Source organism: Bartonella sp. AC130YNZD, from assembly GCF_042196865.1.
Classification (GTDB): Bacteria; Pseudomonadota; Alphaproteobacteria; order Rhizobiales; family Rhizobiaceae; genus Bartonella.
Genome location: NZ_JBHIQZ010000053.1, coordinates 1 through 4,711, shown reverse-complemented (window position 1 = coordinate 4,711; position 4,711 = coordinate 1). Strand labels below are relative to the sequence as shown.

2 protein-coding genes are annotated in these 4,711 nt (G+C 34.5%); both read left to right on the top strand.

What is annotated here, in order from left to right:
• A partial coding sequence (locus ACFINU_RS09075) for a type ISP restriction/modification enzyme (RefSeq protein WP_375667602.1) occupies nucleotides 1-2,352 on the top strand: 2,352 nt, incomplete at its 5' end.
• Nucleotides 2,353-3,746: 1,394 nt separating this feature from the next.
• Nucleotides 3,747-4,529, top strand: a complete 783-nt coding sequence (locus tag ACFINU_RS09070) for a hypothetical protein (protein ID WP_375667600.1) — start codon at nucleotides 3,747-3,749, stop codon at nucleotides 4,527-4,529.
• Nucleotides 4,530-4,711: the final 182 nt, after the last annotated feature.

The window sequence follows — 4,711 nt, the reverse complement described above, 5'->3', positions numbered from 1 at the left end:
AAAACCACGGATAGGCTTGGGATTGTTTATACGCCCGTTGAGGTTGTTGATTTTATCATTCATTCTGTTGATGATGTGTTGCGTAATGAGTTTGGAAAAAGCTTGGGGTCACGGGGTGTCTCCATTCTCGACCCTTTCACTGGAACTGGGACCTTTATCACACGGCTGTTACAATCCAATCTCATCAAACCAGAGGATATGGAATATAAGTTCCGTCATGATATCCATGCCAACGAGATTGTTTTGCTAGCCTATTACATAGCAGCGATTAACATTGAATCGACGTATCATAGTATCATGAAAGGTGAGTATATCCCTTTCAAGCATATTGGTTTGACCGATACGTTTCGGATGCTTGAAGAAAAGAACCTTCTGCAAAAATTATTCAAAGAAAACAGTGAATATTTAGAGCATCAAAAGAAACTGGATATCCAAGTTATCTTTGGTAACCCTCCTTATTCAACAGGTCAAAAAAGCGAAAATGATAATGCAAAGAATACACCCTATCCGATATTAAATGACCGCATTCGTGAGACTTATATAGCTCAATCGAAAGCAACTAGTACGCAAAAGTTATATGATAGTTATATTCGTGCCATTCGCTGGGCGAGTGACCGTATTGGTAATGCTGGAGTAATCGGCTTTGTTTCTGGTTCTAGTTATGTAGAAAAGCCAACAATGGATGGTTTACGAAAATCTTTAGCCAAAGAGTTTACGAGTATTTATGTGCTTAATTTACGGGGGGATATCCGCAAAAATATATTAAGCAATGGAGCTTCTCAAGAAGGAGAGAATATTTTTGGTAGTGGTAGTATGACTGGTATTGCGGTAACGCTATTTATCAAAAATCCCAATGTTTCTGGAGAGTGTAAAATTTACTATCATGATATTGGAGATAATCTTTCCACCGAAAAAAAACTTGGAATGATTCAAGACTTTGGTAGTGTTGGTGGCATTACACGGAGTAAACAAGGTTGGAAAATAATTACACCAGATAAGCATGGTGATTGGATACATCAACGTGATAAAAGTTTCAAAACATTCTTAGCTATGGGTATCAAAAAGGGGTATGATAAAAAACTCTTTGAAACTTATTCTCTTGGTGTTTCAACCAATCGTGATGCTTGGGCGTATAACTCAAGCCGTGAAATTTTAGCAAAGAATATGGGTAATATGATTACCTTTTATAACAGCGAAGTGAAATGTTTTAATGAGATCTATCCACATGCTGACCGTAACACATGTAAAAAGGCTGTAGATAATTTCGTAAATTCAGATAGTAAAAAAATTAGTTGGAGCAGTACTCTTAAAGGAGAATTATTAAGAGGCAAATTTTCAGAATTTGAAGCTACATGCCTTACTCAAAGCCTTTATCGCCCTTTTACAAAACAATGGCTTTATTACAATAGCGTCTTTAATGAAGCAGTCTATCAAATGCCGCGTATATTCCCGATAGGACAAGCGGTAAAAAATAAGGTAATACAAGTTACAGGCGTAGGAGCAAGAAGTGGATTTTCTGTTTTGATGAGTAAGGATTTACCTAACCTTCACGCAATAGATACAGGTCAATGCTTTCCAAGATACTTTTATGAAGATATTACCTCCTTAAAATCTAAAGATAATAACCAGTCACATTTATTTACGAATTCTATAGAAAAAAGCAACAATGCTGATTTACAACAGTGTGATGGCATTACAGATGCGGGATTAGCACATTTTAAAGAGGCTTATCCTAATGAAACCATAACAAAAGATGATTTGTTCTATTATGTTTATGGGATTTTGCATTCGGAAGATTATCGAGCCCGTTATGCTGATAATTTATGTAAAGAATTGCCTCGTATCCCTTGTGTAAAGAGTACTGATGATTTTTGGAAGTTTGTAACAGCAGGGCGTGAATTGGGTCATTTGCACGTAAACTATGAAACTGTAGAGCCGTATCCAGTGACCTTTAAAAAGGGTAATCCAAAATTAACTGATATCTCTAATCTCGAAAAATTCTATTATGTAACTGAAATGAAATTCGCAAAAGCAGGTAAAGAGAAAGGCAAAGCCGAAAAGGATAAATCAACTGTTATTTATAATAGCAATATCATCATGACAGATATCCCTCTTGAAGCTTATGAGTATATCGTCAATGGCAAGCCTGCTCTTGAATGGGTTATGGGGCGTCAATGTGTAAAGACAGATAAAAAGAGTGGCATTGTGAATGATGCTAATCGCTATGCTGTTGAAACCGTTGGAAACCCTGCCTACCCTCTAGAATTGTTTCAAAGGGTTATTACCGTAAGTTTAGAAACAATGAAAATCGTAAAAAAACTACCAAAATTGGAAATAAGAGAAACTGAATAATTTATAAAGCATGCTCACATAATGGGTATGCTAAACGCATAAGGGGTATAGAGCTTATAACCATAATCTATACCTCTTTTGTGAAGTTAATTAGATACAATCTCTAAAAGGAGTGTTTATATGCGTTATTCTAAAAAGAAATCCCATCTTAAAGTGAATAGGCTTCTTTTCCATTGCCTTTAAGAGGTTATATCGTAATCTAAAATGAGTGCTTTATTGTTTTCAAAAGCTTTGTTTAAAGAGAGTTATGTATATTCATTTTGTTTATAGGTTTTGAAGGTGTAAAAACCGTCAAAACCCCTTCAAAACGTATATTATTAGTTGAATTTATAGGTTATATTATCAATATGAGTTGTTTTTTTAAGGTCTATAAAATATTAACCTATTGAAATATAATGTTTTTACTTTTTATCGTTTTTTTACATAATAGCAGCAACCCTCAAAACTCAAAATCCCTTCAAAACTCATAACCTAATGATCTTGATAGCATCTCTTATGAGTTACAAGCTACCTTTTGAAAGGCTTTACAGGATCATATGATTTTCATAAAGCACGTTGTAATCAATTCTCTAAAATCATAAGGTTATCATTCAAAAGAACTGATAAAAATTCATAAAAGGGATTTTGCTCATCTCTATAATTATCAGTTTCTATTGAGATGTTTTCATAACAGTCTATAAATTACAATTATCCTATTTATCGTTTCTCTTATGAAAATGAAAAATGATGCCATGGCTATAAAGAACATAACAGCTATAGAGAATACGTGAAAAAGCAGGTTTTCATAATCACATGCAAATGAACGCGTTGGTTATAAAGAGCACAGTGCCTATTAAGGTTGTTTAAATTAGAGCCCCTTATAAACAAAATTCACAAAAAAATTTAAATTCATTTAGTAAAAAAACTGATAGGTTATAAAGGTAAAAATACGCATTATGAGAGCGTTTCTAAATATTATAAATGTATAGATTCAAAAAAGAACGCAATCGTTTCTAAAGCCCATAATAAAGATTTAAAAGCGTATAAATATAAAAGAAGCAATTAATAAGCATAAGATATTATCAATACATAACGAATTTTAAAAATACAAAAAATATCAAAAAAGATAAAATATTAATTGACAATAAATACGTATTTTGCTATATAAATAATCAAGTGCTTGAAAAACACTGTAATACGAGCGGATAGGTTACGAAACGACCTCTTCCCATGTTTTTGAAATATACTGGCTTTCTTTTGTGCTCTTATTGGCATATAACGATTTTGCCGGGTGTGGTTATACTATACAATACCCTTCATAGGGGAAAGTGTAACGACGGTCTCGTATCCGTGTTTTTCAGCGCCCGGTGCCCTTAGGGGTGTCAATGAAAATGTTAAAATACGAGGTAATTATTATGAAAGCTACAGTTAAAAATCAAGAAACATCTCCAAAATATGAACTTACTAATGAAAACCGCGTTGTTAACGGTGTGACTTTACACCGCATTAAAGCTTTAAGAGACTTTTCTGATGTCAAGGCGGGTTCCTTGGGGGGCTTTATCGAAAATGAAAATAACTTATCACATGATGGCAATTGCTGGGTTTATGATGATGCTATGGTTATCCAAGCAAGCGTTTCCGAAAATGCAAAAATACGCAATAATGCCTGTGTTGTGAATTATGCTAGGGTTTATGGTAATGCCGTGATTAGTGATAAGGCATGGGTTTTGAGTGATAAAGCACGTGTTTATGACAATGCAATCATTAATGGCAATGCAAAAATTGGTGGCTATGTTTTTGGCAATGCCGTTGTGAGTGATAATGCCGTTATTACTGAAGGGGCTCTTATTTACGATAATGCCCGTGTATATGAAAATGCTCATGTGAGTGGGCTTGTGTTTAATGATGCCCATGTCTACGGTAAATCACGCCTTGCTGCGTGGTCAAAAGCTTATGGCAATGCTCATGTTTTTGATAAAGCTATAGTTTATGATGGGAGCAATATTTATGACAATGCCAAGGTTTTTGGCTCGGCGCGTGTTGGTCCTTTTGCAAAAATTCATGATAATGCTCATGTGAGTGGAAAAGCACAAATTTGCCAATTTACAACGATTTATGGCAATGCTGTGCTTAAAGAAAATAAGAAATTTTCTGAAGATATCTGTGGTTTTGATCAGGATATAAATAACGCTGCGTAAATAACATAATGGCGCGGGCGGTGCGGGGCGCCCCCTTTAAAAATCTCATTCTAAAATTTAATCTTCTTATAAAGGAATAGTGTTATGCAAAAGAAGTTTGCACTCACAAATGAGACACGTGTATTTAATAATCAAACTCTTTATCGCATTAAAGCTTTAAGAGATTTTGGTGATGTTAAAGC

Bases quoted from the DNA above. Each gene is read 5' to 3' on its own strand.
- ACFINU_RS09070 (WP_375667600.1), top strand. From the start codon at position 3,747: ATGAAAGCTACAGTTAAAAATCAAGAAACATCTCCAAAATATGAACTT.